The following is a 26,519-nucleotide window of genomic DNA, read 5'->3' on the forward strand; positions in this document are numbered from 1 at the left end:
AAAAAAGCCCTATGGGGGGCATACCTTTAAAAGGTAATACCGCCCATAGGGCTTTAAACTCGGAAAAAGGCTCATCAGAGCAAGTTAATCAAATTGAACAATTTCATCATATCAAAGGGGCTTTCCTTTGTCCATACTAAACGTTCAAAACGAATTCCAGTTGTCCCGGCGCCACTCGCTTCCCTGGCTTTGCAAGCACTAACTCTATGGGTTTTGTCGTTTCGTCGAAGCCTTGTACTTGGCCAGGCCTTGCATACCAAGGAGCATAAAAATACATTTGAATTGTACATAACTTGACTGCTATACCCGAAATATCCGAAGCAGAGGCGCGAAGAAAGTAGTTGGAAGCTGGCAGTAGCATGGCGCCGCAGCCCACACACGGATCGCTTACGGTCTGTCTTTTCAGTTCCTCCCGCTCCCCTGATCCATGTAACATTTCAACCATAAGGCGGCAAATATTGAACGGAGTAGGATAGTAACCTAAAGCTTGATGATAACCCTTTCCGGTTTGATCGACTAGAACGTTGGACAAATAATCGGTTGGATTATCCAAAACAAGAAACAGGTCGAAAATCCGATAAAAGTGCTCATTCAGTCCTTCCGAAATGTTCGGGCAAACGGTTGAACCGCCGAGCCCCCAGAGAAGCCAATCCGCAAAATTATCGATTGTTGCCTCGTTATGCTGGAGGCAACTATCCAGCATCTTTTTTGCCGTCTGGGCTTGCGGGCTCCAGATATCCGTCCATTGAATTTGGGGAATAGGTCCGCTGCCAGCGATCGTTCCCTTCTCAAGTATGTCGAGCCAATAAATCCAGCGTCCACTGTTGAGCAATTCGTCATACACAAACAAAAAAGGGAGCAGCTATCCGCGCTTCTCGAATACCTCTAAATGATTTCGTGGCATCCCGCCTATGGCCATCGCGTATCCGGAAAGATCACTCGGCATTTTGGCGAGAATATCGGGGTCAAATCGCTCAAGTCTGTATAAAGATGCTTTATCTTGTATAGTAGCCATAGGTATCCCTCCTAAAAAAGAAAAGAAGGAGGTCGTTAGACACCCCTTCCCACTTCGTTGGTTTACTTCCTCCGCATCGATAATGCCTACTTCGTATGACCCTCGTAGAGCATAACCTCTCTGACTTCCTCTGGAAATACCAGCGCCAGACGTCTTCGGTTGGCCATATCTGCCTTCTCGATCAATTGATACATGAAAAAACGAAACGATCGGCTCGTGTTACTAGGGTAGTTTTTGTGCGACAAATACTCGGCATAGGAACTTGGCATTTTATATATGTCCATAACATAAGCAGATTCCCTTTAGGAAACCTGGTTATGGACTCCTCCTCTCTTTTTCAGTAGTTTACTAATCCGTTCGAGACGGGCTTATGCATACTGCAGCTTGCGATCCTCGATAATGCATCCTTCCCTAAGATCGGACAAAAGCGATCGAGCTTCCTCGGGGAGACACTCACTTATCCCGTTTGTATGGTGGTTGTTCCCTATAAACCCCCAACAGGAATCCATTTTTTTTAAGAAAGGACTCCATTCGTCAAAAGACAAATCGTACACATCCGTACCAGCTTCCGAGAGATATTCCCGCAGCTCTGCTTCAACAGAATAAAGCGTAAAGCCGAATACATTCCCCTGAAGATAGTCGTCATATTCCTGTACTTCAGCCTTCAATAGATTTTCAATATACGAAACCCTGCTTTGCGTAAGCTTACCGAACTCCTCCCGGGCCTTTTTCTTGCTGATATAAATCCAGCCGACTTGGCCGGAATCCCAAGGACAGCTAAACGGGGCAGTTCGGATCGTGATGGCTCCATGCTCGTATGCGTATATTGGCAAAATGATTGCATGCCGCGCAACTTGTTCAAATAAATCCTTATCGGAGCGTTCTTCGATTCGTTTGATTTCAAATCCATCCGCCAGAGACTCCATAAATTCTCGTGGCTCGGCAAACCGGTGTTCATCTCCTAAATGATATCTGCGATGCCAACATATCATGGTCCCCAGGTTGTCGTTTTCGCGTCGCGGGTGCAAGGCATCGAAGTCCTGTTCTATTTTTAAGCAGAATTGATCGTTGATAGCTTTCCAGAATACCGTCATATTATGTAGCCCACTGCCTACCGAGAAGCCCGGTATGGCAAGGGCCCCCTCCTTTATGAGCTATATTTTGATATCTTCCGTATGTAGGGAAGGAGATCCTACAATCTCCTTCCCTGTCGACTATCCGCAGCAGTTCATCGTAAAGAGGTCAATTGTTTGAACGGACCTATTTTCACCTACGAACTCGCTGAGTGGTACTCGCTGACCATTGATAAATCGCATCGTATGCCCCATCCGCTTCTCCATCGATTTAAGCTCGCTGAACTGGTCTGGGAACAGCTGCGCTACGGTTCGCAATTCAGACTTTTTCAAAAAAATGCAGAATCTGCAGCTGCACCTGCTTACATATTGGTAGCAGGCATGTTCTTTAACTCCATGCTCTTGCATAATGGCCCGAACCGATTGTTTCTGAAAGTGAAGAACTGGACGAAAAGTGTGTACAAGACGGTTCATCTTTTTTGTCGCCGATGCCGGATGAACCTGAAAGGCAGGGTATGTGCTGCGCTTATTCGATTCGCTTGCCAGCTCCCCGCTACAGCACAATGTTTTCGTACCATTACCCCTTCTCCGGCGAACATATTTCGTATAGCAATCCCGCTTTCCGTAGCTAGTGCAGAAACGATTCATCGAATCCGGAAACATGCCTCGTTCTTCAATTCTCGTTTTCAGTCCCTTTTCGTCCCATATTGTGACAAGCGGGATATCGAAAAAGTCACTTAAGTACTGCAGATGGGAATCCGTCTCCTCCCAATCAAAAAAGACCGGGTTTTCATTCGGACCATCGATACGAAAGTGAATCAATCGCATCGTTTCTTTCGGAGCCTTATACTCATGCAGCAGGGACAGCACCATCGCCGTACTATCGTTCCCTCCGCTTACGCAAAGGTCGATATGCGTGTATTCCCTAAATGGCAACATTGCGTCCGGGATCGTTACGAGTGGATACATAGGTCCCCTGCCTCCCATTCGCGTTCGAAAGCCGGTTCAAATAACAAATTTCCGATTGTACTGTCAATTTCTATGAACCTGCTGGAATCGGGAACGTTGTTGAAAAACAATTCGAATTCTTCGTTCGTTATCCGTTTTAAAGCTTCCACTTGGAACCGATACGGTTCTTCGATCCAGGAGACAAGCATTTTACCAACCTGGTCTCGTTCGTCCCAAAACAGTGCGGAACAATCGGAAAAGGAATCAATGACCAACCAAACACGATTATTCTGGATACCTGTCCGAATAAAGTAGTGGAACGCTCCATCGTATGCATCGTAGCCGTACCATTGTTTATCCTTGATGGTATAAAACATCGTACCCTCCAAATTTAGTCGATGAATGAGACATCTTCTTCGAAGTGTTCTCAAAAAATGTAATCGTTCGAGTCAAAAATTAAACGCGAGCTGGCCTTCGGCAGGTGTGGAACGAGGACGCTTTTTCTTGTACTGGCTCATTTCGACGACTTTCAGCAAGCCCATTTCAAAAAGGTCCTTCTGCTCAGAAGGTTCGTCGTTTGGCATTTGCTCGACTGTAGAGACGAACGTGAACAAATCCACTACTCCGTTCGCTTCTACCACGTTCGGTTCAGGCTCCTCGCTTGCGCCGGTAGAAGCATCCAATGGTGGCAAACCGCATAGGCGCCTCGTCTCATTGACGAGCAGCCTCATCCTCGCCTCCAGAACGGTCTTAAATTCGGTCTCGTTCACCATCTCGACGTCTTCCAAGTCTTTGGCCGCCAGCTCCGTCCAGGCTTTCGCCACGTCGGACCCGGCAAAGCAGTTAGCCAAATCTGCAGCCAGAGAGGATTGACCGTCCCTAGAGTACTTTGCCAATTCCGAACGATCTAGTCTTCCTTCAACCATGAGTGCATGGCCGCGTGCAGCCATAATTTTCATGAACTGAGCCATCTGCTGCGTTCCATTGTAGACGAGATAATAAACACGGCACTCCCGATCTTGACCTAGCCGCCACGCCCGTCGTGAAGACTGACGTACGGTAGAAACCTCGTAGTTGAGTTGGTAGTAGATAATCGTTGGCCAGTACATGAGATCGAGCCCAACCTCGACCAATTTCATGTTGGTAATGATGACGGGGATTTCGTTCTCCTCGAGTTGAGCCAAAACTTCTGCACGATTATCGGCGTCCGGTTCATCGAGTATATGGCAGCGAATGCCGTTCCGCGTCAAAATCTCATAAATCCGTTCATTTAACTGGTAGTCGCCGGTGTAGTTGTTATAAATGACACAACGTCTGCCTTCAGCCAGTTCCTTTTGAACAAGTTCAATGAGCTGGCGTTCTTTGGCATGACAGGATTCCGGTTCGAAGGTCGGAGCAGAGATGCATTTTTCCCCGCGGCCGAAAACAACGGCTCCGCCCAAATCTGGCCGATCCGCGTAGTTGATGGTAGCGGGAATGAACTTGCTCCAAGCACCCTTATTGCCGTTTCTCGAGCGTCTCATGCATTCATCTCGTAGGGTATTATGGAAAATGGAGTACTGAAGAGCATGTTCGGGGTCCATATCGAGGAAAATAGGAGTTTCCTTAAGCTCGACGAGGGGCAGGCCCATATCGGACAATTCCAAAAAGCCGGCTTTGTGAAGTAAAAACTGAGCCGTCAATTGCGGCGCAATACCTGGCTCTTCCGTTGGCTGCCGAGGTTTTTGTTTTTGCTTCGTCACCCATCCGGTGTCGTCGCTTTCAACATCTACTATTTGCTTCAGCTTTCCGTACCGGGATGCCCACTGGATCGTTCCGGACTTGTAATCGAAACCATCATCCAGAAGCGCTTTCGGATCGGTGCGCCATAATATCTCTTTGATGCTGGAGGACTTGCCGTTGGTCAGAGTTCCGGTAAGCAACAGGTTTTGCTTTGCAGCTTTGACCATCTGAGCAAACGCATCGCCGCGGCCAGAGGATTCTGCCTTACATTGATGGGCCTCGTCACAAATATATAAATCAAAATACTTCCCCATCCGCTTAAATATCCTGCTTATGTTTTCACGTGGGCGGTTTCGCGTTTCACCACGTCGCCAAGAAGCGGGGCGCCATAGTTTACTTCGGCAGGGTATTTGTCCTTTGGGCAACAGTCCTTCCTCATGGTAAGTGCAGGATAGAATCCGTCCGGTGCGCCTCCATTTCACTTTGAAACCATCGGGTAACCCATTAGGAAGCAACCGTTGCTTTGCTCTTGCTTGATAGAATGCGTCCGAATCCGGTTTCGCACTTTCAACAAAATCGCTCCAGCGAGCGGGTACATATCCTTCCTCTGCGTCCTTATCTTTGACCATGAGGGGACGGCCGCAATCCGGGCAGTGCCAGGCATATTCGGTCGAGCCGGCGAGACGTCGCCATACCCCGCTAAAATACGGTTCTGGACCTAATTTCGCTCGGTCTATTCCGACAAGTGTAAATTCCAAACCCTTCGGGCGATATCCGTTTTTCACTTTCCGCAACAACCGAAGAGCATCTTGGCTGTTTTCAATTATTTCAACCTTTACACCGCGAAGCGTCCCCAAGATCTCTTTGTTTTTCCATTTACTAATCGTTATACTCGGAGCCGATAACAGCACTGCAGTTCCACTCGATATGCCGCGTTCCTCTTTCATCTGATGCAGAACGTTTGCAACGCCGCAGGCCACAATCGATTTCCCTGTCCCCATGTCCCCAGAGCAGAATTCCGAGTCCTCATATTCCAGCGTATTTACCAATGCTTGGATCATATGAGCTTGTGCCGGAAACGGGATTCGCTTCATTTCGCCGATGGAACGATGTAAGGGCAGCTGCTCCAATGAATGCCGCGGCTTCTGTTCCTGCAGCTTCCGAGCCATTACCTCGGCATTGGCGACCATATATTCTTTCATGGTCATCCCCGGGTCGAAAATGCCTTGAATATCACTTTCCGGGATCCGCAACAATCCGTTTTTCAAGGCCATTTCGATTGCCTTTAGGACTGTCTCTTCCGTACCGGTAAAAACAGCTGCTTCAAGATTCGGCCATAGCTCATCGAAATCCGGATTCCGAATGACGCGCAACGGTGATAAAAAGTGGTCGAAGAGACCTGCATATTCGCTCTCCCATTCATAAGGCAGACCAAACCGATGAATAACATGTTTGGCCAGCACATCAGACATGTTTCCATTTGGAGCGACCAGGTACGCTCGATTGAATTTTGACGAGTTCGGAATCGATTGTATGCCATCCATTGTCAATAAGGAATTGAACACGACGCCATGAGCAATGTCACCGATACCGATTAGCCTTTCCAGCCGCCGGTACGTGTCAACATTTCGTTCAAATTCCTCATTCCCAACTTGGACCGCGCGAGCCTCCAAAAATCCAGCCGAAATTGCAGACACGGCCTCCGGAATGCCGAGATATGAGGCCAGAATGATATGTTCATCCGAACCCTGTGCCGATTTTTCTACAACCATTAGATGCAAATTTGCTTCAAACCTTCGATCGATGCCGTTCATCGAGATTTTCATGCCCACGTCTTGACTCGAAGTCCGGCCGGGAATTCCTCCATTTGGCCGGACATTGCAGCCAGAGGACGATTCCCCCCTATCTGATGCGGTATTGTCTGACCTATTCCAAATCGTGAATGCCGGCAGGCCAAAATACCCTGACTACCGAACGGAAGTCCTTCGTTATCGTTTCGCCGTTTTTTTTGCCCGCTTCATCATAGCGCGCCTCGGTAGTCACGATTTGTTTTGTTATGCCGGAAATGATATGAGTCCCCATATTCCCCCCTACGGCGCCGCTGGCTATCGCGACAGCCGTGTGAGTCGCTTTTAAAGGAAGCATGGGATTTTTCATTTTCGCACGATTGGAAATAGGCGAGAGTTTTTCCTCCACATCTTTGAGTAATGGGGAAGACATGAGGTCTTGTTTCAGCTCATTCACGCTCAGACGATTGGCGCGAAATATATCGATACCGCTTGGAGACGGATATAAATCGATATCTCGCTCAATTTCCTCAAGTGTCGGAATGGCCTCTGGACCTTGATCGCCTAAATCCCGTAACATCTTGTAGATCTCTTTGCTTTTTCCGTTTGGATCCTTTCCGAACGTCCCAATCAAGACTACCTGTTTAAAAATCGGGTAGAATTCATCGGTGAAACGGTAGACCCGTACGTCATGGAAACGTCCGGAAATGATACCGGCAGCAGGCTTCAAAACATATTGGGGGATGCAGAAAAACAGTAACCCGTCCTTCCCCAATACGTTATTTTTACCAGTAAGCGATCGAAGGAATGTGACTTCTAATCGCTCGCCAAACCCTTCGTCATACGGAGGATTGAGCCAGAGCAACGAGAATTTCGATTCTGTCCGCAGATTCTCGTAGCCATCGTGGATTACATGATCCAATATCGCCCTCGCTGATTGACAGCGTCCTTCCTCCAATTCAACTCCATATGTTACTGGATTCGATTCATGTAGCCGATTGGCAAAAAACTTCAGCGCTTCTCCTTCTCCACAGCACGGATCGATGATATTCAGGAAGTTGTCCGCGTCTTCTTGAGGATGGAACTTTATAGCTTTGCACAATAGATTCAATTGCTCAATCGGGGTAGGATAGTAACCGCCTTTACTTTGACTCGCAATCCTTGCCATTTTTCACCTCTTCTTGGTAATAGGTGCGGGAAGCGGGGCAAACCTATCGTTCGTCCCGCTTTATATGCCTATGAAGGTTAAGTTTTCTAAGTGTGGTAGGTATAATTTATTTGACTTCGTTTGCGGTACATCCATACAAATCCGTCCCAGCGTAGTCTTCACCTAAAATATTTTCCGAGGACTCCCCGGCGTCTTTTCGGATTAAATAATCCATGTAATCGACATTCGTCCACTTTTTGAATTGGTCGTGTGCCTTCTCTCTTGCATCGTCCCCAATAAAAGCCTGGACATCCTGAACAACATTCTTGAACATCAAAAATGCGACGATAACTTTCATGTAGTTCGATCCCCTTCCAAGAGTTTTTATATATAATAAAAAGTCGATATTTATCAGGAGCCTTCTCTCCTGAAAAATATCGACTTGTAAGCGCCCTGAGAAACAAAAAAGCCCCACGGACGCACGTCTTCCGAAAAAGACATACCGCCCGTAGGGCTTTATACTCGTAATAAGGTGTAAGTCAAAACAAGGTACAGCACTATTGTATCATTTACGATATTAAAAGTGTATATCCGAATTCCGCTCTAATATGGCAGAATTTCACCGATTTTTAAATATAACGCAGAGTTCATCAGCACAGTGATTACTAAACTTTGCAATCGAATGTCTCGTCTCCTAGAAAGCAACAGGTCTTGGATTGTTTTTAAACTGCATAAACGAGCGAAAACGACGTCCTCAGCTATCTGGCAACCGCCATCGAGAAATGCATCTCTGCCGCCATCGTCGGCAGCAGCCTGCCGAAGCGGCGCATGCGAGTATGACTGCTTCAAGTCTTACAATTCTCCCTTGCGATTTCTCAGCCAGCCGGAAAGTTCGAAAATTCCAGATACCAATAGAAAGGCTATGCATATATGGGCCATGATTCCAAACAGTAGTCCGGTAACGAAAATACCAACAGTATATGTTCCATTCATCCCGAGATAACTTGTGTTCATGGTGAAAATAAAACCCACTAGCCCTAAACATAAAACTCCAGCTGCACTCTTATAGAACCGCCGGTAAGTCTTTATTATCCTCGGAGTTACTTCTTTTATTTTCACAACAGCCCAGAGTAAAGCCAGCATGTATACCGTTATGATGGTAAATTGCCACATTTAATGCCCCTCCACTCTTCAAACATCCAGCCAACTTGAATACAAGGCTCGAGAAAACCTGAGATCGAAAACCCAAAAAAAGAGTATGGATTGTTTACCCGATATTATCCTTTATGAGAATTTCGATTGTTTCTACATCTATTAAATCATCCAAAATCGAGCTCGAGAGCTGTCCAGATTGAATCATGGCCCCGATGTACATTGAAGCTCGAAGTTCTCCTTCGGGATAATTTTGAATAAAATTTTGAATAATTGGATGATCCATTGCTTTCCGAAATACTTGATCCGCTACACTTTTTTGAACAATTACGGTGCCATCGTGATTTATTACAAAATTTAGAATGGAATCGCGGCTAACCCCTAAATGCTTGCGAATTTCCTTGGGCAGTGTTACTTGACCTTTACTAGACATCTTTGCTGGGTAACCGATCAAGACCATCGACTCCTTACAAATCCTTACTATAATCTTATTCTAAACCATAACCCCTGTAAATAAAAAAGCAGCCCTTTTCGAACAAAGGCTACAAGTTTCGACTTTTCTTTATTTTCCGTATTTCTTGTGCATTTTTTTCTAAAGCCTGCTCAACAATACTTGCAATTTTCCTATGTTTTACCCGCTCCCCGACTTGATACTTCCGAATAGGTGACTTGTGTGCTTCACCTTTTTTGAATAATCGATCGAACAAACTCATAAGGATCCCCCTTTGCCCTTGGATTATTACCATCCTCGGCAAGTAGGGGCCCTTTTATACTTGGAAAGCTCCTATATCCTTGTTACGTTAACGATATCCGAAAGGCGGATGGCTACCGTCTCCGTTTCGTTTAAAACTTTAACCCGCCCCAATGTCATATCGATGCTGATGATTCGCCCTTGCACACTCTCATCACGCCACGGATCAAATTTTTCAACAGATACTTCACATTGCTCTTCCATTGACTCTAGTAATAGCAAAGCGAACTGATCGAGCAATTGTTCATCCAGTTCCGGACGCTTCCGCAAATGAATGTCCTTTTGCCGAAGCACAAACTGTTCTCGGTGTTCGGGCAGTAGGATCCGGGACGATTCAAAAAGACCGTTCCCTTCCAGTTTCTTCCCCATTTTGTCCCTCCATCTTTCATTGTTATGATTTCATTCTAGTCACCTTCAATTGCAAAAGGTAAAAACGTAAGCAGCAATTCCTTATCGCCTAATTCAGTTTTAGATACGACAAAAGTTTTTGTTCCACTTCCGATTTTATAAGCCCCCAAAACATAGACCATTGACGATGGTACCCGCGGCATAAGAAGTCGGCTTCTAACCGCTCCTTTGTTCGTCTCTGGTCATAAATCCGAATACCGCGATTTCTCATTTTACTGCGCAATTCCGCCATATCCGAACTTACGTTGTCCTGGAACTGGTTCAACATCTGGATATAAATCCCCGACATTTTTAGGTGAATGTCACCCATAACCTTGATGTCCCGCTCCAATACATCAAGTAGGACAGTCAGCAACATATAATCCTTGATCCATCTTAATTCTTCTTCCGTTTCCATTGACATTTTCTTCATCGGTTCGCCTTCCCATCGGGAGTGATTCCGTGGAGATTTAGAAATATCTACAACTCCGCACAAAATACAGAACATATGTTCTTTTATTATTATCTAAGATAATCGAACTCGAACACCTTTTTCAAGAGGAAATATCTCACATGGTTTGAAATCACCGAAAAACAACTCCACAACCCGCCCGACTTATGCCCTTGATTGTGCCCGATGAGCTACCGTTACTGCAAATTGCGCCTACAATAATCTTAGTCATCGCACAAAGTAGAGTACGGACTCAGTTCGACCGTGCAAATTACCCTTAGACCCTATCATGTGTACTTTTATGCATTAATCCATTAATTTGTGTACCGTGTACACATTGTACACAAAAATTAATAATCTGCGTTTCATTATTTGTGTACATTGTACACATCGTGTACATGCTTATGCTATAATTAAATAAAGTACACAAGGGAGCGTGTTGAAGGATGGCAGAAGAGAAAGAGAACACACCGAAAGGGGCGACGGTACCGAAAACGTATCGGGGGCGCCCGGAAACAATTGCGAAACTCGAAGAGTTGATGGCCAACAGCGGTTTGCCTACACAAGCAGAATTTTTGGATCATATCGCCGGAATTGTAGAAATGACGCAGCTCAAGGATGGAATAGCATCAGGTTATCGCAAACTGCTGGACGAGCGTGAATATCACATTCGTCGGGACCAGGAGATTCTACTTACGATCATTCAATCGGAGGCGGCGTCAAAGCTGGAGCTGACGCAAAAGCATGAAGAAACGTTGGCAGAGAGAAATGCTGCATTCATGGCGCAGGAACAAACCATTTCGGAAATGACTGCCGAAATGAAGCAGCTCAAAGAGGAGCGGGGACGTTTAGAGAAAGAACTCCAGGAGAAAGCAGAGCGTCTTTCACAGTATGAGAACATAACTCGGAAAAACGATCTGCTGCTTGAAGAATTAGGCGAAAAGAACAAAACTTTGGTCGGCCAGCTCTCCGAGTATCAGGCCGCCGTGGACGAAAACAAAGAACTACGACAGCAAATAAACGAATTGACGAGGCAGACCGAAAAACAGGCCGAGCGAATCACATCGTTGGAACAACAGCAAGAACGGGACCGTCAGCAACAGACGGAGCAACTTGCACAGCTAAAGGAGCGCCACGCAGAAGAATTGGAACGTCTAAAAGATCGGCTCGAGGTGCAACGGGAACGTGAGCTGGTACAAGTGCGAAGCGAGTACCAAGAGAAGCTTGAAAAAGTCAGCGCCGAAGCGAATGCCAAACAGAAAGAGGCAACGGTTCAAATCTCGAAGCTGTATGAACAGCTTAATGCACTTCGTGAACAGCAGGTCCAAGGACGTTCCGCAACTGCAAAGGGACGGGCCGATAAAGACAAACAAGAGTAATAGCGGCTCTACGACTGTGCGGAAATCCGAATCCAAGTCGATGTTACGTACGGATCTTGAGAAGGCTTCGCTTGAAGCGTGGCTAAGTGCCTTCTGCCCCGCCCCCGTTCCACCCTTATAAACCGTGGGGGGCTTTTCCTTGCCGCGAGACGTTTCAGCGGAATTGCGGCACCGTCTGCATACACGATAAGTCGATCGAGCTCTCCGGCGTACCGGATCGCACGGGCCATCATCGTCTTGGTCATGCCGGCCGGTGCATACGACCGGCGACGAATACGGTTCAGCTGCCCGTCGAGTAGCAAGCCGACGTAAAAAAACCGAGAGCTAGCGCTCTCGGTTTTTTCTCATACCTTTCCCAAAAAATTAAACGGGTCGTTTCAATTTTTGCACTGCTTGTTCATTTTTGTACAGAGCTTCCTTAACGATCCGATCAATTTCCTTGTTTGGAGGCACCCGACCTCCAACGGGGTATTTCCGAACAACGGCCTTTTCACTATCCCTGTCGTGTCTCTTCAGGATCCCCAACATGATCAGTGCCTCCTCCAAGTACTTCGTTCTTTGCTTCGATTATACCATACATGCCTTGAAGTGTCATGTTGAACTGATAGAGTTTGATAAAGGAGAGGATCACCTGCGCGTATACCTCGAGAATCTTATTGATCGCTGTTTCTTCTTCCTCCGTAAACTCGATTTTTTCGGAGAAATAAATGACGATAACACCGAACGGTTCATATTGTTCGGAACCCATTTCCTGGATCGGGAACCCCATAACCGAAGTATATTCTCGCTTGGCATTTGGGACGAAGCCGTAGCTTAGTTGGGCAGCTTCAGAATTAACATCTGATATCCATACAATTTCACCATCGCGAGTGACCTTGCCCGCAAACTTTTCGCCGAGTCGTACAATGTGACTTTTCACCGCATGATTGGGCATATTATATTTGCCTGCAATGCGGAGAAACTCCTTCTTATGATCTAGGAGCATGATACTTGCTTGCTTTATCAAGGGATGAATAACCCGGTAGTTGCTGATTTCGACAGAAATCATGTCCATTACTACCTCAAATTGATTTCTTGTATTTGATGGATCAGTCACGTAATCTGACATATAGCCAAAAATGCGACGAATCGATTCAAATACTTCGTCCGGGAATTCGTTAAGAGCTCGTACACGTTCGATCGTTTCTTGCAAACGAATGTTCTGCAACTCCCAACTCTGTATTTGCAGTCGGGCATGTTCTTCAGCTTGCTTTAAAATTAACTGATCCAAGTCTTTACTATACTTACTTGCCAGTTCGACAGAGTAAAACCGGTTTCGTAAAAAACCCTTCGAGTTTACAAACCAGATTGGCAAAACTCTCGGAGAAACCATGTTTTTGAGAGTCTTTTCATAGAGGAAGCAAATTAGCAGCCATCCTCCAAAAATCGAGGCAATGACGGTATAGTTGTACTCAATTTTAAAATTTGGATTGATCCCCTTCTGAATCAACTGTTCTATAAACCACATCAGCCCTATTACGAAGGCTGGAACATTTAAAAGAGTAACAAGCGCGATTATGAAGTTGGCGAGTCCTTTCACAGCGAGTGATAAGGCGCTTTCTTCGGCGCGATCCAAAAAGGGAATGTATCTGGAGTCACCAATTAAATCGCGAACGCGCTCAGCTTGCTCCTGATCTTGGTCATCCATATGTCCCCCTCCTCTCGTTAAAGTAATCCCAAAACTCAGAAAATATCGTTAATAAAGTATAATCTGAAAGAATATTTTTATTCGCATTCCAGACAAGTGCGACAGATTTGTTAATAAGAATACAGATAAAAGCTTATCACAACAACTCCTCCGTCAAAAGTAATTATTTATAAAATAAAAAGCCGAAGAATGTAGTTTCTTAAGAGAAACGACCATTCATTCGGCTTATAAGCACCTCGTCCTAGAAAGGTGCACACTCCTATAATGAGGAAACACCCATAGGGTTCAAAACTCGCAATAATTAAGAGTATAAAAGTGCGTGGTTGCTGTTATCATAATATCCTCTCGCTGTACCATTGTTTTAAGAAGCGGGTCAGTGAATATGAATGGGTTCAGCCTCTTCATCGGGAGAAACCCAGATCGTTTCGTATCCCAATGAAAAACCTTCACGGTATTCTGCTTGTGCAGCTGCCAATAGAATTGAATTTCCCATTGCTTCCGCGGCTGTAACTGGAACGGCATTGCCGATATACTCCCGTGCGGAGGCATCTGTGCATCCTTCCAACTGAAACGGCCTCCTATCAGGAAGATGCGTATCGAAGCCTTGCAATATTGCAAGTTCGTACGTCGTGAGCGGGCGATGGCGTGTTCCATCAGGAGCTATAATAAACCAGACTCCACGATCGTTGTCACCAGGAATCTCTTCACTCGAAATGATGATCGAATCTGTAGTGGCTCCTTCAACATCCCTGATGATTCGATAAATGTTCCGGTTGTCGCAGGACTTCACATTTGGATCAGCTACGCAAATGGCTCCGTTGTTTGGTCCCACAGCACCAGTAACAGTCGGGCCGGTCTCGGTCATTCGAACAACACGGTATATATTCCCATGAGTACTGTTTTTATAATTGAGTCGATAATCGGCAACCGCTGCAGCACCATTACTCCTACCGGGGCCCGGGGTCCCGCTTACTGTTCGGCATGGTTTGTTCCAATCTTCAACGGCTAACGCTCCGCTCCGCGGCTCGTACTGTATCCGATATTTCGACCAGTACAATTTGTTAAGCGAACGCCAATCCTTTCCCGCCTCTATTAATGCAAGACGCATTGCGACCTTCCACGTAAGCCTGGGTTCCCGGTGCATTGGCCCCCCATGTTCCAAGTCTCCGGGAGGCGGTAACTTCTCGAGAACCTCACCAATCGTTTTCAAGCCTTTCTTGAGCGGGTAAGTAACAAAATTAGGGACCTGCGCTTCATCTCGAGCCATAACCAGAAACCGTAATCGATTTTGACCAAGGCCTCCGATTTCACCCAGGTTATGGTCCGCGCGCATATTCACGGCAAACCCTGTATTTTTGAGTCGATCATCAATCCGTTTCAGTAATTGTCTGCCACGAGTTTGGATCCGCGGTACGTTCTCGAGTCCAATGATTGCGGGGACGCCCCCGCCGTACTCCAGGCATGCACGTAGTGCCAAATCAATGCCATGTTCGGTCAATTGATTCAAGGCCTGATATTGTGCTGATTCGGAAGCTTCTTTAGGCAATAGTGCGCTTAACCCTTTGCACGGGGGGCTTGTAAAGAGAAAAAAGGGAATCTGGTAGCCGAAAGCTACCCATAGATCCCAGGGCTCGGCTTCACGCCAGCCAGCTGGCGGTTCGTGTCCGTGCCAAGCTTTGTACATCTCTCTGGTGAAAAGATCCATAACGACCGAAGTATTCTCGCCGGTTATGGAATCATGGTTACGGCAAGCGACTGGATCGCTATCTATCGAGCATAGCAGTTTCAAGCGATAAATTTGGCCGCCGTACTCGATTTGAGATTTTAGAAATCCGGCCGATGCTCCTCCGATACCTCCGAATAGTACCGCGCATGTTTTATAAGCGATGCCCGATTGTTGAGACGGGCCTTGTACTTTTCGTCTAGCTGCAGCTCCGATAATCGCTCCCATAAGTACGCCCATGAAAAAAGGCAATGGAACATCCATTGCCTTCTTCCGAAGGGCTCCCCCCTTCTAGTTATCGTTTTTCTTAAGTGGCGGTATAATATCGCCGGCAAACGTGACTCGCATAAATTTCTCATGCTTAAACCGTTCGATCCGACGGATTCTTGACGAATTCAGTTCCAAGTAGCGCCCTTCCCAATTCACAATGAACATAACTGGGCTCGAATTCATTTCTTTTCTCTCAATGAAATGAGCCGGTACAATTGGATCATCATGATCGAAGATCCAGATGCATAAGGGCTCGCCGTATACATAAGCTTCGTTAAGTCCCCGATCGTTGCCCGAATTGAAACCACTTTCCAAGCTATCCTCTGCAGTGCAACATACTACTTCCTTTGGTTTGTACATTCCGGATCCCCTTTCAAATCGCCGGATTAATTGCTTCCACACGAGTAATGCCGCATCGACAAGGATCGAGCAATATTTGATGATCCGGCCATTTATCGGCTGCCCATTTTACTACATCCTGCCTGCTCCCGATGCGGTAACGAATCATTGTCCGTTGCTTGTTCTGAATCCTGACCCGATAAGCATTCGCTTTCGAGTAATAATCACGAGGCCACGACAGAACCTCTACGACGGGATCGGTTTCGATGCGATATGGTGTATTTCCGATGGTGTATGAAAAGCTGGCGCTCCGGCCTATCGCAAGTTGAATGATCTCAAGGTTATCGAATTTGATAAATAACCCGTTCCGAGAATATCCATGTGCTTCGAGAATGTACTCGACACGCGCTGTTTTGAACTGAACCTTCTTCATGATCAGGTCCCCCATCATATGGTAATCAGAAAAAGAAAAGAGCCGCCAAATAGCGACTCTTCCCAAACGTATTTACTTGATCGAAGCTTCAATTCTTAGATCGTACCTCTTTCGGAATGGTAATGATCTGCGCCTTGTACCCCGCATTTAGAGTGTCGTCCAATCCCTTTCCGACATGATAAGGCCAAATCGCGATCAGCAACTCAATGCCTCTGGCAGACAGGTTTTTTTGCGCTTCCCTGATGCAGTTCAACACATTATCCCGAACCCCTTGCTTCGTATGAGCATCGGCGTCGAAGCCAAGAATAACCCGCTCCGGTGCAATTGTTAGGGTAGGCTCGAGGAGAACGCGCCAAGAATTGACGCCTGCGGCTTGTAAATGAATCTCATCGGTAAAGTCGCTGGCGATGTCACCCTTCAGCGGACCTTCGCCCCACCAAATGGTTCGTGTATCCATTACCTCGTTAATCCGGACGCCCGGCCGCCACTTCGACAAAATACGGCTAGGTACGGCGCAATGATACGGAGACGGGTCCCCCAGTAAGGTCCCCGCAATGATCCCCTTCTTTTTGTAAGTCAATGAAGCAAACCAGCTGTAGATGCCCCCATCTTCCATCCATACCTTCCCTTCCGGAAGCTCTATCGGGAGTTGTTCCCGATTTCCTTCCCACAGTATGGCGCCTGTATCAGGGCAAACGGCTTGGAGAACGTTGTAGCTCGGCTCGTTGATTCGAATTCTTCCCTGACGTTTGATAATCTTAGGCGGCTCATCGGCTCGGATCTGAAAACCGCTAATCCGATTATCAATATCGCGAAATGGGATGAGAATGCCCGCCCGTCCTAACGTTGTCCAATACGGGCCGTATTTGCCTTGGCAAAGGGCAAATCCGGGGACACCGGCGGGCTCATGAGTTACCCTCATCATCTCTTTAACCGCTTTGTATCGATCTGCTTTTGAATCAAGAAAGGAACGGTATTCGCGAATTTTCATTGCCGAGGCGCTAATTTTCCTTGTTTCAGAAAAGTGCTTCACATGTGCCTCAGTTAACGGTAAATGCTTCATCCATTCCCGATACACAAAATCGATTCGCTCGGGCTTCTCCTTGGGCAAGCACTCATCGTCGTCTTTTTTGCCGCGGAACACTTCACGGTTCGGATTTACTTGTGTTGTCGCTTCTTCAATACTTCCATCCTCGTACTCGATGGGGATGCCTGCCATCTGGCAAACTGCTTTAACCGCCTCGATGAACTCAGTCCCACTTGGGGAGCACGAATTATACGTACGGTAGGCAAAATAACTGATTGCATCCCTTCCTCCTTCTGTCCCCCCGAAGTTTTTCCAGATTCCCTTTGATGGGGTAATTGCGACCGATGGAGTGGACTCACTTTGATTTTGATAGGTAAAATAACTACGTCCAGATTTGGTAAGCTCTTCTCCCATTGCTTGAGCGATGAAAAGAATGTCAACCTCTCTGGCCTTTTCAATCGTTTCTTGCTTAATCCGCTTGAATGCCAAGTCAATACCTCCATTCGGGCAATAAAATAAAAAAGCCCTATCTGGTGATATGAACATGGCAAGGCCATACTCATATTACCCGATAGGGCTTACACTCGCGAAAAGGCATAGAGCAACTAAATAGATGTAAACATTTTTATTTTATCATAGACGGAGTTATATAGACAATAATAACTTCACACTCCATTTCACTGTCTATCGGTATTATCGCAGGATGATATCGCCTCATCCATCGAGTCGATGGTCGATTCCCCTGATCCGATCGGGGGCACATGCAAATACCGGACAGTATGTTCACAATTCTGGGTAATGGCTGCAGCTTGCCCTCACATAGCGGCCGATTCGCGAATCGCTGACAGCCACCGTTGGCAACGTCAACGGCCTCCTAGCTGAAGCGCCGCGTAGCGGAATCCCGCCGCGCAATTCTTCGGCAGGATTCCTCCTTTCCCTGCCATAAGTCGTACATAATGTAAAAACAAGGATATGTTAAACCTCATTGTTGATATTTGATGTTTTCGAACACTTGTTCTATAATAAAGGTAATCATGCGGCTCGGAGTTGATTACCCTATGGATTTGAAGGAACTGATAAAATTTGCTAAGTGCTTGGACAATAAGGAAAAGCAACAGCTTATTCTCCATTTGCAGTCCGAAACCAAGGGTACTACAGCACCTATTCGAGTGATTGATGAAATTCAAGAGCAAAAGCATAAAGACGGTTTGGTCTGTCCGCATTGCCGTACCCAAGCCGTCGTGCGCTTCGGCAAGTATGACGTTAAAACACGTGCGGGAGCCGTTAAACGACAGCGTTACCGCTGCAAATCATGCCTCCAAACGTTCAATGACCTTACAAACAGCCCTCTCCAGCGGACACGGCGACCTCATCTATGGGTTCGATTTATTGATCTAATGATAGAAGGCTTTTCGCTGCGCAAATGCGCCGAACTGATGTACGACGGGGTCTCGTTCGTGACCTTGTTCTACTGGCGGCATAAAATTCTCGCTGCGCTGAAGCAAGTTCCAACAGAAGCCTTTCGAGGTATTGTCGAAATGGACGAGACCTACTTCCTGTACTCGGAAAAGGGACGGCGGAATATTACCGAACGCAAGCCACGTAAGCGCGGCGGTAAAGCCAGACACCGTGGTATCAGCAACGACCAGGTCTGTGTGCTGGTCGCCCGAGACCGTCAGAAGATGACTTTTTCAGGCGTTCTTGGGCGTGGGCGCATCCGAACAACAAAGCTGGATGAAGCAATCGGTTCTCACTTGTCGAGCTCCAACGTGCTCTGTACGGATTCCTGGCGTGCGTTCAGTTCCTATGCCAATCAAAAGGGATTGGCGCATTACCGATTCAAGTCTGATGGAAAACAGCGGGTCAAAGGCGTTTACCATATTCAGAACGTCAATAGCTACCATAGCCGTTTGAAAAGATGGATGGACCGCTTCAACGGGGTAGCAACCAAGTATTTGGAGCATTACCTTGCATGGTTCCGCTATCTCGACAGCAAGGACTATGAGAACACAACGTCGAATAAGAAAAATATGTTGGTGTCCTCGTGCCTGGTTTCTGTGAAGGATACGAACGCCAGACTTCGACGGATGACTTACTGTTGAGCTACTTGGCAGGTTAGGTTGAAGGGTGTCGTTTTAACCTACATTTAATTAAGGAGAATTTTTATGAAACTAGGCAGAATTATTATAATTACTGGTTCACCAGGGACTGGTAAAAGTACATCGGCATCAATTGTTGCTAAAGAGTCTAATTTATCAAAGTCGGTACATATGCACACGGATGATTTTTATCACTATATTCATAAGGGGGCAATACCTCCATTTTTACCGGAATCACATGAACAAAACTTAATTGTTATTGAAGCCTTTTTGGAAGCTGCAAAACGTTTTGCACGTGGTGGGTTCGATGTGATTATAGATGGAATTGTTGGTCCTTGGTTCTTAGAGCCGTGGTTAAAAGCCGTACAAGATAATTATGAAGTACATTACATTATCTTAAGAGCGACTAAAGAAGAAACAATGAACCGCGCAATCAATCGTTCCAAGTTGGACGAAGATGCCAACATTGAATTGGTAGAAAAAATGTGGGAGCAATTTAACAATTTGGGTCACTATGAATCCAATATTATTGACACAACAAATCAATCAATCGAACAAAGTGTTTCAACAATAAAAGCTGTGATTGAAAAGAAATCTGCTTTACTCACTATTTGATGTGATACAAAAGTTAAACAAACGGGTGCGTTAGAGTTGGAGGAAACCCTATTTATTAAGGTTTCCTTTATTTTTTACACAATGATCAACATTAAAGTTTAACAGAGCCAAAAACAAAAGGCTCACCATTTGGTGAGCCCCGGTTCCAGGTAAGCGAACTACCTGCTATTGGTCAAGCCGTAGCTCATCATCGAGCCTGTTTCATGATGCAATTATTGCTTCCTGAATATGCCCTAAGAAATGCTCTAAGGCAATTCTGTTCCTCTCTCTAACATTTATCTCGCGTATGTCACCGCCAAACTCATAGTACCCACTATTCTCCAAATCATCACAGAAAAATTTATTTGCCCATTCGGCAAAGGTTTCTACGGGTAGATCATTTGGGGCTTTGGAAGCGACATAAAGCAGAGTAGCCTTATGTTTTTTGTGAAAGATTTTTTTTGCTATTCTGGTCTGCCCCTCAAAAGTGGAATATACTTTTTCTAAGAATGGTGCAATATTGCTGATTAATAGAACGGTTTCAGGAGATATTCTATTTTTTTCTAACATTTCGGTAATAACGTCCTCTTTCAAGCTTGTTTGGTTGTTCGTCTCTATCAAGGCGAAGCCCTGAAGTAATGGTTCCATGTGTAAAGAGCGATTAATTTGCCAATCTTTAAAGCCGATCTTCAAGAAATTCATTTTCATAATATCGTTCACGGTTTTTTGCATGACTGCCGACATATGGGACCGCTTCAGTTCTGATTTGGTATGTGCTTCATAATTATTCCAACGATAATACATCTCGTTCTTCATCTCATCGTCCATGTCATACAGATGGACTTGAAATGAATACCCAGTTATCCGATTTTGGAACATCTTAGGCAAATCTTTAAAGTACGCACCAGAGATATCGATCAGAATCCGTTCGCCTTCCAGATGCCCAAAAATATAAGTTTCAGGATTGAGCGCCCAAAGATTTTTAACGTAATCACGCTGCGAAGTCAAACGGTTTCCACCATCGATAACGTTCCGATACAAGACTTTGTTAATGGACTTCCTTTGGGCTTTTATTGGACCGAGCTCAATATTCATGAGGATCGAGGCAATACCCTCCGATCGTTTCCGTTCTGACCATGCATCAGTATTACGTTGAACCGGGTCATCAAACTTAAAGACAGACGGGCGTTCCAAGAACTTAGAGAGCGTCCATTCTTCATACGAAAATTCGACGCCAAACAAGAACCCTTCCGCATCGGGGTCGAAACCGTCCTTTTCAGTCATTTCGACAATATCCTGCAATTTGTAAACGCGCAGGTTAGGATACTTTTCAAGATTTATCATTTTCGAAAATCCCCTCTTACCATCGAATAATTAATAACATCGATCTGTCATATTGCCTCATAGTTCAAACTAAAAACGATTGCTTTGGTAAATTTATATGTTAGGCTGCCTTTGCACTCTCTAGCATGAGCTACATAATCTTTTGTCGGAAATTGCCTTTTACAATTGGACAAGTTAGGAGATAAATATTTTTCTTTACCATGCTCTCACGACCGGAAACGTTAAGAACTTGAAGCGTCGGACACCGCTCGGCCCGTTCCTTAATAGCCTTCAACTCGTTTATTTGCGCTTGCATCAATCCAATTAGTGCATCAGCCGAGAATGCAATGTTTTCTCGATCCCGGATGGGCATGGAATCGATCTCGCTCAAAATGTCCTCTGGCAGCGGTCTATAATCCGGAACTCGGCGAAGCAAAACCGCTATACGACCATTGACCGATTTGTAATAATCCCGATCATTGTACGATGCCATATCAATGCTCCTTAGTTCGCCGCGTCTTCATTCTGTTACTTATAATCGTGGTTCGGTCTGAACTGAACCGTCCGTGTACTCCGTTATGTAAAATTCGCAACCGTTGACTTCGCATGTGACAATATCCCGATATTCGTCGTCCAAATCATTGATTGCGGACCAATCGCTCGTCGTTTCTCCGCAGCATGGACATTTGACGGTTCTAACACTTTCCACAAGTTGCTTAATGCGGGCTTCAAGAGCCTTTGTAATGTCGCTCATTCCAATTGCCGCCCCTATTCATTCTGTTTCTCAGCCCAATCCCAAGCTTTATCCGTCAAATCGTCTCCGACCTGGGTGTATCATTTGATATGTAAATCGATAGATCCCCCGGTTAAGATGATTCTCCGAATTGATCCTGAATACGACATGTGTGTAAAAAAAAGGATAGCTGATTAGCTATCTTTTTTTGACTCCCGTTTCATTTGGTTAATGATTGCGACTGTTTCTGCACGCAATTTTTTATTCCCTGGTGAAGTAGGTACAACATAATGCCCTTGATTTAATTCAGCAATACGATCAAGCGCATCTACCTGATGTGAGATCATTTGATTTTTCAAAGGATCACCGCCTTTATCTTAAGTATACACTGATTAAGCGATTTGCAGCAACATCATCGATTACCATACGTCCATCCGAACTGATCGGCTTCGCGCCAAGAATAGAACGATAATGTTCGATTAATTTCGTTTTGGCAGTAAAAACAACAAATCCCTCATTTCCCAATTCGATGCTGCGCCGACAAGCAAATGCGAATAGATGAGCCCCAACTTGTGAGAACTCGCGATTCACTCCACGGTTATGTGGCGCGCTCTCGACCAGATGAACTTCTACGAAGCCTTCGGCGGCTTCCATCGCGATGACACCTTGGATCTGGTCATTTCCTGCCAGTAATTTGTACATCTCAACGTTAGAGGCTTGAAAGTATACTCCCCAATTAAATCCACGAGTCCAGCCATCCTTCTTTTTCATTTGCTCAAGATCACGCGGTTGCAATCGAACAACTTGTACTGGATAGAATTCACCACTTCGATGAAGCAACAACTTTTGCATCCCCATTCATTCAAAATGAAAGAGAAGGGCACGAATGCCCTCCTATGGCGTTAATAATTGGTCAAAATCAATCTCTGTTGGTAATTCCATGTAGTTCTTCAGACGAAACTCGATTTCTTCGTCAATGAAACCTTCCAATTCCGCAGAAAGATTTACATCAGCCATACGGGTACGACAGCAGTTGCACTCATATACAGGCACACCGTGCAGAACCATTTCATGGTCCTTATCAGCGACTTTGAAAAAGTGGGTTTCGTCGGTATAAATAACCTGCATCAAACCATCACAGTTGGGATTGATGCAATCCAACGTTTTCATTTGACCTCTGTACTGCGCAGCTGCTTGTCGCATAAATTCAGCGACATTGCCGCCGACATAAAGAGCAGCTTTCAGTCGTATCATTCTATTTTCCTCCCTAGTGACCCTGGTCTCGGGAATCGTTAATGGCCGAGGGTTTTCTGTGGGTCTCCCACGCCTCTTCTGCATACCGACCGTCCCTTTCGATAATGGTGTTTGTTGACCATTATACCCGACCACAACCATTTTTGCACGACAAAAATAATTAAACTTCGATATTGCAAAAACAAATTTTCTTTTCGTATTTTTCATCCCATCTCCACGGCCTTTCTGACGGATCTTTAACTGTGATTATCACCCATAATTTCGGATTTGTGATTCCACATACGACGTGAATGGGACGATAGACACCTAACGAAACACGGATGTAAGACATCACAGTAATTTCAATTCGCCCTTCAAACTCTGAATAATCGATCGCCCATCCCTCCTCTATTGCAGAACGAATATCTCTCTTTGAATAGAGCCGATCGACCTGCCGACGCTCCGAATGAAAGGATTCCAACAGCACACCTTGGCCTTCAAGGAGATTCATCCTGAATTCATGTAAAAGTTCTTCAGCAAAAGAGAGACGGTCAAATAACCGTCTCTCTCTGTTAAAGGCCTTTTTAGCACATTGTTTCGGATCTCGACAATGCGTCAAGTGCCTCACTCCTTATTTCATTCTCACTGGCGTAACGAGAGCAATTTGTTCCGTATCATCTTCGACAATTGGCTCAAACCGTACTGGAGAATATTGACCGTGAAATTTGCAGCGTACCTGGTCAGTCGAGATGCTTTTAATGGCATCAAGCAACAAAAAAACGTCTGCCGCCAGGGATACTTCTCCTTTTCCGCCCTCCAATTGGACCTCCTCATCATACTTTGGGCCATCAGAGGTTGCTTTTAAATACAAAGCGTCCCCCTTAAGTTCAATAAAAATTGTTTTGTAATCGGAAGCAGTCGCACATATTTTTGCACGCTCTAGAGCAGCCATAAGTTCGTTTCGATTTATTATGCACACAGACGAATGCTGTGAATTGAGTATTTTGCTGCAATCCGGAAATTTCCCATTAACCAAGCGGGTCTGGTAAACAAGCTTTTCTGACACTAGTTGAATCTCATTCTCGGAGAATTCGAAAACTGTGTCATCTTCCAAATCATCCAAAAGTTTGGTAATAGCCTTAACAGCATTTACGCTGACAACCAAGTTAGAAAATTGTTCATTCGATTCCACTAAAGGTATCGCCATATGTGCCATTCGTAACCGATCGGTGGCCGTCAGTCGTAGCTCGCCGTCTCGACCCTCAAAGTGAATTCCAGACAAGATATGTCCTTCGTTCTTTTCGAGGGCAGCGTACATGGTCATTCTAAGAGCAGAGGCCAACTGTTTCGGTTTTACCATAAATCGAAATGGCAATGGTTTTCGGTCAAAATCCGGATATTGTTCAGCTGCCAACAGGTTAACTTGCATTGTAACAGGCTGTTTCTTTCCAATCTTTACCCTTAATGTGGCGCTTACGTTCGGATTAATTTCGATTTCAATCTCGCCCGAGGGCATTTTTTTAATAACATCGTAGAAAAACTTTCCGGGAACAACAAACTTGATCTCCCCAAGAACTGTAATAACCCCTTCATCCTTCACCCTGACTGTAGTCACACTATCCGAACCTGTTAGAATAAGACTGCTTCCTTCTACCTCAAACAACACGCCCTTGAGGATTTCAATTGTAGATTTATCCACTGCTGCAGCTGCTACTTCCATCATGTCGATAAGCCTTCGAATATCCTGGATTACTACCGTCTCCGTACTTGCAATTACTTTTTTTGATGCTGCAGTTGCCATGAAGATGCCTCCTATATGTAGTTATGTATAAAATAAAAAGCCGATCTATGTAGCTCCTCGATAGAGAAGCAGCATAAATCGGCTTGAAAGCGCCCAAAAAAGCAAAAAACCTATAGGCACAGTTCTTCTACAAGAACATTACACCCATAGGGTTGAGACTCGCAAAAAGGCCCATCAAGAGCAAAGTAATAAAAAATTCACTTTCATAGTACCATATTTTTCAACCGGGTGTCTACCTGAGTATGAACGGATCATCCGTCCGGCCGCTTTTTGTCGCGCCGAGCTCATCGCAGTTCACGCTATTGAAAGAAACGGGGATCTGCTGCAGCGCGGCGGTCTTTGACACGCTGCAGCTGCGGCGCGTTCGGCATCGTTTGCGTTAACGGCACAACTTACGTTCACTCCTTCGTTATCCGATTTTGGCCGTACTCCCTTATATTGCTCAAAATGCCGCGGACATTCGGACCTTTTTAAACGTCCCCCCGTTTTGCCGAAACACAAAAAAACGCGACGAGAATTATTGCGGCCGGACCGTTTGCAGACTTTGTCGCGGTATCGTTCCACGGGTTTGGTCCGCCGAATAAGTCCGTCTGTCGGTTCGTCGGGACGAATCGTAAAACGCGTACTTGCGCGAAAACGACGGATTTGAAATTGTAACGAATCCGGATATCGCTATCGGGCCGAAAGTTGAACGAAACGAGCCATTTTGCCGGAAATAACGATACAGTATTCGCAACATATCCAATCTGCCCCATTCGGGCACCGATAGCGATTACAGGATTCGTTAGCCGATTCGCGCATTCGGCATAGCCGGATACGCATTTCGTTTTCTCCGGATCCCGGGCGGGCCGTCCTTTCCCGCACGCTCAACGATCGCCGGTTCAGCAAGGATGCGATGGTTAACTTTCGCCGAAGGCTATTACATTGACATGAAGGTTCATTGTAACTATACTGGTACTGTTGGAAGGGGGACGTTCAGATGGCCGTAGTCAGCAGGTACGTCGTCGCGCTGCATATATTATCTTGGATCGCGCAAAAGACCGAAGATAACGACAATTTTGTTACTTCCGATCGTATTGCAAATAGCGTGAACACCAGTCCGGTTTTTATTCGCCGCATTCTAAAATCGCTTCATGACGCCAATTTAGTCATCGTTCAGCACGGAGGGACCACCCCCGGATGGAAGCTTGCCAGGCATCCGGATTCCATCACCTTGCGGGATGTTTATGAGGCTGTTGTGGAAAAGCCGCTCTTCGAGCTTCATCACAGTTCGCCGAATCCGAAATGTCTGATCGGCAAAGGGATACAACCGGCCCTAAATCCGATTCTTACAAAATCGGAATTAGCCATGAAGCAGGAACTCGAACAAGTGACGATCTCCCGTCTGCTGCATGATACACTGGCCGAGAATTCACAATCGGGATAAGAAACTGCAGGTTAACCGG

At 45.7% G+C, this 26,519-nt stretch carries 29 protein-coding genes; 4 read left to right on the forward strand and 25 right to left on the reverse strand.

Going from position 1 to position 26,519, the window contains the following annotated elements; all coding sequences use genetic code 11:
• Window positions 1–136 precede the first annotated feature (136 nt).
• The 14 genes from PV407_RS13510 to PV407_RS13575 form a co-directional block, all read right to left on the reverse strand.
• Window positions 137–844 carry an N-6 DNA methylase gene (locus PV407_RS13510; RefSeq protein WP_332090568.1) on the reverse strand — a complete coding sequence of 236 codons (708 nt, stop codon included), beginning with the start codon at window positions 842–844 and terminating at the stop codon, window positions 137–139.
• An 18-nt stretch (window positions 845–862) separates the two neighbouring features.
• Complete coding sequence (locus tag PV407_RS13515) at window positions 863–1,015, reverse strand: hypothetical protein (RefSeq protein WP_332090459.1); 153 nt, start codon at window positions 1,013–1,015, stop codon at window positions 863–865.
• A 368-nt stretch (window positions 1,016–1,383) separates the two neighbouring features.
• Window positions 1,384–2,109 (reverse strand): hypothetical protein, encoded by a 726-nt coding sequence (locus PV407_RS13520; RefSeq protein ID WP_332090460.1) that lies wholly within the window; start codon window positions 2,107–2,109, stop codon window positions 1,384–1,386.
• Between the two features lie 120 nt (window positions 2,110–2,229).
• Window positions 2,230–3,057, reverse strand: coding sequence for a PAPS reductase/FAD synthetase (locus PV407_RS13525; RefSeq protein WP_332090461.1), 828 nt, complete (start codon window positions 3,055–3,057; stop codon window positions 2,230–2,232).
• Window positions 3,042–3,413: a hypothetical protein gene (locus tag PV407_RS13530; RefSeq protein ID WP_332090462.1), complete on the reverse strand. Its 372-nt coding sequence runs from the start codon at window positions 3,411–3,413 to the stop codon at window positions 3,042–3,044. The genes PV407_RS13525 and PV407_RS13530 overlap by 16 nt, the downstream gene beginning before the upstream one ends.
• 72 nt (window positions 3,414–3,485) lie before the next feature.
• On the reverse strand, window positions 3,486–6,584 hold the full coding sequence (locus PV407_RS13535; RefSeq protein WP_332090569.1) for a helicase-related protein: 3,099 nt from the start codon (window positions 6,582–6,584) through the stop codon (window positions 3,486–3,488).
• Window positions 6,585–6,684: 100 nt separating this feature from the next.
• Window positions 6,685–7,713 carry a DUF6094 domain-containing protein gene (locus PV407_RS13540; protein WP_332090463.1) on the reverse strand — a complete coding sequence of 343 codons (1,029 nt, stop codon included), beginning with the start codon at window positions 7,711–7,713 and terminating at the stop codon, window positions 6,685–6,687.
• Window positions 7,714–7,819: 106 nt separating this feature from the next.
• Window positions 7,820–8,050, reverse strand: coding sequence for a hypothetical protein (locus PV407_RS13545; protein ID WP_332090464.1), 231 nt, complete (start codon window positions 8,048–8,050; stop codon window positions 7,820–7,822).
• A gap of 245 nt (window positions 8,051–8,295) precedes the next feature.
• Window positions 8,296–8,541 (reverse strand): hypothetical protein, encoded by a 246-nt coding sequence (locus PV407_RS13550; protein WP_332090465.1) that lies wholly within the window; start codon window positions 8,539–8,541, stop codon window positions 8,296–8,298.
• A 3-nt stretch (window positions 8,542–8,544) separates the two neighbouring features.
• Window positions 8,545–8,865, reverse strand: coding sequence for a hypothetical protein (locus PV407_RS13555; RefSeq protein WP_332090466.1), 321 nt, complete (start codon window positions 8,863–8,865; stop codon window positions 8,545–8,547).
• A 94-nt stretch (window positions 8,866–8,959) separates the two neighbouring features.
• On the reverse strand, window positions 8,960–9,298 hold the full coding sequence (locus PV407_RS13560) for an AbrB/MazE/SpoVT family DNA-binding domain-containing protein (RefSeq protein ID WP_332090467.1): 339 nt from the start codon (window positions 9,296–9,298) through the stop codon (window positions 8,960–8,962).
• Between the two features lie 88 nt (window positions 9,299–9,386).
• On the reverse strand, window positions 9,387–9,557 hold the full coding sequence (locus tag PV407_RS13565) for a hypothetical protein (RefSeq protein WP_332090468.1): 171 nt from the start codon (window positions 9,555–9,557) through the stop codon (window positions 9,387–9,389).
• A gap of 71 nt (window positions 9,558–9,628) precedes the next feature.
• Window positions 9,629–9,964, reverse strand: coding sequence for a YolD-like family protein (locus PV407_RS13570; RefSeq protein WP_332090469.1), 336 nt, complete (start codon window positions 9,962–9,964; stop codon window positions 9,629–9,631).
• Window positions 9,965–10,052: 88 nt separating this feature from the next.
• Window positions 10,053–10,415: a hypothetical protein gene (locus PV407_RS13575; protein WP_332090470.1), complete on the reverse strand. Its 363-nt coding sequence runs from the start codon at window positions 10,413–10,415 to the stop codon at window positions 10,053–10,055.
• Between the two features lie 464 nt (window positions 10,416–10,879).
• On the opposite strand from PV407_RS13575, the gene PV407_RS13580 reads away from it, so the two are divergent.
• Window positions 10,880–11,812: a hypothetical protein gene (locus tag PV407_RS13580; protein WP_332090471.1), complete on the forward strand. Its 933-nt coding sequence runs from the start codon at window positions 10,880–10,882 to the stop codon at window positions 11,810–11,812.
• A 493-nt stretch (window positions 11,813–12,305) separates the two neighbouring features.
• Here the strand turns inward: PV407_RS13580 and PV407_RS13585 are convergent, their stop codons facing one another.
• From PV407_RS13585 to PV407_RS13600, 4 genes are all read right to left on the reverse strand, one after another.
• A complete protein-coding gene (locus tag PV407_RS13585) occupies window positions 12,306–13,499 on the reverse strand; it encodes a GAF domain-containing protein (RefSeq protein WP_332090472.1) in 1,194 nt (397 codons plus the stop codon).
• 373 nt (window positions 13,500–13,872) lie between these two features.
• Entirely contained in the window at window positions 13,873–15,486 is a 1,614-nt protein-coding gene (locus PV407_RS13590) for a DNA cytosine methyltransferase (RefSeq protein ID WP_332090473.1), read from the reverse strand.
• Between the two features lie 379 nt (window positions 15,487–15,865).
• Window positions 15,866–16,264: a hypothetical protein gene (locus tag PV407_RS13595; protein WP_332090474.1), complete on the reverse strand. Its 399-nt coding sequence runs from the start codon at window positions 16,262–16,264 to the stop codon at window positions 15,866–15,868.
• Window positions 16,265–16,352: 88 nt separating this feature from the next.
• On the reverse strand, window positions 16,353–17,780 hold the full coding sequence (locus PV407_RS13600) for a hypothetical protein (RefSeq protein ID WP_332090475.1): 1,428 nt from the start codon (window positions 17,778–17,780) through the stop codon (window positions 16,353–16,355).
• A gap of 569 nt (window positions 17,781–18,349) precedes the next feature.
• Between PV407_RS13600 and PV407_RS13605 the strand changes: the two genes are divergently transcribed.
• A complete protein-coding gene (locus PV407_RS13605) occupies window positions 18,350–19,393 on the forward strand; it encodes an IS1595 family transposase (RefSeq protein WP_332090476.1) in 1,044 nt (347 codons plus the stop codon).
• 63 nt (window positions 19,394–19,456) lie between these two features.
• Entirely contained in the window at window positions 19,457–20,005 is a 549-nt protein-coding gene (locus tag PV407_RS13610; protein ID WP_332090477.1) for an AAA family ATPase, read from the forward strand.
• 201 nt (window positions 20,006–20,206) lie between these two features.
• Here PV407_RS13610 and PV407_RS13615 read toward each other — a convergent pair whose 3' ends face one another.
• The 7 genes from PV407_RS13615 to dnaN all read right to left on the reverse strand — a co-directional run bounded on the left by PV407_RS13615 (window position 20,207) and on the right by dnaN (window position 25,074).
• Window positions 20,207–21,328 carry a hypothetical protein gene (locus PV407_RS13615; protein ID WP_332090478.1) on the reverse strand — a complete coding sequence of 374 codons (1,122 nt, stop codon included), beginning with the start codon at window positions 21,326–21,328 and terminating at the stop codon, window positions 20,207–20,209.
• Between the two features lie 130 nt (window positions 21,329–21,458).
• Window positions 21,459–21,800, reverse strand: coding sequence for a hypothetical protein (locus PV407_RS13620; RefSeq protein WP_332090479.1), 342 nt, complete (start codon window positions 21,798–21,800; stop codon window positions 21,459–21,461).
• A 434-nt stretch (window positions 21,801–22,234) separates the two neighbouring features.
• Window positions 22,235–22,399 carry a hypothetical protein gene (locus PV407_RS13625; protein WP_332090480.1) on the reverse strand — a complete coding sequence of 55 codons (165 nt, stop codon included), beginning with the start codon at window positions 22,397–22,399 and terminating at the stop codon, window positions 22,235–22,237.
• 13 nt (window positions 22,400–22,412) lie between these two features.
• Window positions 22,413–22,892, reverse strand: a complete 480-nt coding sequence (locus PV407_RS13630) for a hypothetical protein (RefSeq protein ID WP_332090481.1) — start codon at window positions 22,890–22,892, stop codon at window positions 22,413–22,415.
• A 42-nt stretch (window positions 22,893–22,934) separates the two neighbouring features.
• Window positions 22,935–23,294: a hypothetical protein gene (locus PV407_RS13635; RefSeq protein ID WP_332090482.1), complete on the reverse strand. Its 360-nt coding sequence runs from the start codon at window positions 23,292–23,294 to the stop codon at window positions 22,935–22,937.
• Window positions 23,295–23,454: 160 nt separating this feature from the next.
• On the reverse strand, window positions 23,455–23,892 hold the full coding sequence (locus PV407_RS13640) for a hypothetical protein (RefSeq protein ID WP_332090483.1): 438 nt from the start codon (window positions 23,890–23,892) through the stop codon (window positions 23,455–23,457).
• Between the two features lie 12 nt (window positions 23,893–23,904).
• A complete protein-coding gene (dnaN, locus tag PV407_RS13645; protein WP_332090484.1) occupies window positions 23,905–25,074 on the reverse strand; it encodes a DNA polymerase III subunit beta in 1,170 nt (389 codons plus the stop codon).
• A gap of 979 nt (window positions 25,075–26,053) precedes the next feature.
• Between dnaN and PV407_RS13650 the strand changes: the two genes are divergently transcribed.
• The gene (locus tag PV407_RS13650) at window positions 26,054–26,500 is read left to right on the forward strand and encodes an Rrf2 family transcriptional regulator (protein ID WP_332090485.1); all 447 of its coding nucleotides are present in this window, start codon (window positions 26,054–26,056) and stop codon (window positions 26,498–26,500) included.
• Window positions 26,501–26,519 lie beyond the last annotated feature (19 nt).

The organism is Paenibacillus sp. GYB003, assembly GCF_036577625.1.
GTDB lineage: Bacteria > Bacillota > Bacilli > Paenibacillales > NBRC-103111 > Paenibacillus_AB.